Source organism: Pseudomonas sp. K5002, from assembly GCF_013386655.1.
GTDB lineage: Bacteria > Pseudomonadota > Gammaproteobacteria > Pseudomonadales > Pseudomonadaceae > Aquipseudomonas.
Map to the genome: position 1 here is coordinate 1 of NZ_JACARK010000524.1, position 1,560 is coordinate 1,560.

Sequence of the window (1,560 nt, forward strand, 5' to 3'; positions counted from 1 at the left end):
AGATCGCCTCGGCGTTGGTGGTCAGCCCATGGCAGCGCAGCGACGGCGTGAGTTGCAGGCGTGCCGTGTCCCAATCCACCGACGCCAGCACGTCCATGGGCAACGGGCTGGCATCGGCGGCGACAAACGCTTCATTGAGCGACGACTCGATCCAGGCCAGTTCATGCACGTCGGGATTGTTGGGGAACAGTTCGCCCAGGGTCAGGTGAAAACCCTCGGGATAGACGTCCAGGGTCCAGGCATGGGGCGGATGCCGGTCGATATGGCTGACGCACGCGGCCAGGAACGCCTCGTCCCCGACCCAGCGCCGCAGGTTGGGAAACGCCTGTTCCAGGCAACCCACCAATTGCGCGCGGTAGTTGTTCTGATACACCGCCAGTCCCGCGGCCTTGTTACCCAACATCTCGGCCGACTGCTCCGAGGCACTCACCAGCCAGGTATGAAAAGCCTGCTGCCATTGCGCGAGATTCATGAGCGCACCTGCGCACGCTTGTAGGCCTCGGAGGCACCGAGCATGCGGGCGATCGACAGCTCCTCCAGCAGCTCTGCCAGGGGCGGGATCTCGTCATCGCGCTCGATCATCGTGGCGACCGGGCCGAGCAACGCAACGGCCTTGGCATACAAGTCCCAGACGCCATCACACACCGGGCTGTCGTGGCTGTCGATCAGCAAATCGCGGCCCTGGCTATGGCCGGCCAGGTGAATTTGCCGGACCCGCTCGGCCGGAATCCCGTCGAGAAACGCGAGAGCGTCAAAGCCATGGTTGCTGGCGCTGACAAACACATTATTGACGTCCAGCAACAGCTCGCAGCCGGTGCGCCGGGACATGGCGGCGATGAATTCCCACTCGCTCATGGACGCGCCATCAAAGGCCAGGTAGCTGGACGGGTTTTCAAACAGCATCGTGCGGCCCAACACTTCTTGAGCCAGGTCGATATTGGCGCAGACCCGGTCCAATGCCTCATGGGTGTAAGGCACCGGCAACAGATCATGGGAGTTGAAACCCCCGCTGCGGGACCAGCTCAAGTGGTCGGACACAAACAGCGGTTCGATCTCGTCCACCAGCGACTTGAGGCGTTTCAGGTAATCGCGATCGAGGCCCTCGGCCGTGCCGATCGACATCGACACCCCGTGCAGCGCCACCGGATACCGCTCGCGAATCTGACGCAGGATGTGCCGGGGCTGGCCGCCCGCGACCATGAAATTTTCGGAGATCACTTCAACGAAATCCACCGCCACCGGGTTCTCCAGGAACTCGCTGTAGTGTTCCTTGCGCAGCCCCAGGCCATAGCCTGGAAAACGCGGGTTGGGTGTCGGCATCATGTGGTCTCCGTTGCATAAATAGGCGGCGGGCCCAACCTGGGCCCGCCGGGGTGTTACTTCGGTTCGGTAGTGGTGCCGCCCAGCTTCAGGCACTCGGACGGGGTCTTGACGACAACGCCCTGGCCCTTGCAGCTGTTGAGGCCCTTGCAATCGTTCTTGGCCGTGGCGCACAGGCTTTCGCCCTTGCAGTTGTTCACGCCGTAGCAACGACCCGGCTGTTCCGGCTGGTCGGCGGCG

The 1,560-nt window shown here is 63.1% G+C and carries 3 protein-coding genes; all 3 read right to left on the minus strand.

Annotated elements, in window-relative coordinates:
* Nucleotides 1-472: DNA-binding domain-containing protein (locus HX846_RS22385; RefSeq protein WP_178966109.1), on the minus strand; the 472-nt coding region annotated here is incomplete at its 3' end.
* Nucleotides 469-1,320 carry a DUF692 domain-containing protein gene (locus tag HX846_RS22390; protein ID WP_087695391.1) on the minus strand — a complete coding sequence of 284 codons (852 nt, stop codon included), beginning with the start codon at nt 1,318-1,320 and terminating at the stop codon, nt 469-471. The genes HX846_RS22385 and HX846_RS22390, both read right to left, overlap by 4 nt.
* Nucleotides 1,321-1,376: 56 nt before the next feature.
* Nucleotides 1,377-1,560 (minus strand): hypothetical protein (locus tag HX846_RS22395; protein ID WP_178966110.1); only part of this gene is annotated, 184 nt, incomplete at its 5' end.

What these genes read in the sequence shown, in the direction of transcription:
- HX846_RS22390 (WP_087695391.1), bottom strand. Translation starts at nt 1,320, where the DNA reads ATGCCGACACCCAACCCGCGTTTTCCAGGCTATGGCCTGGGGCTGCGC.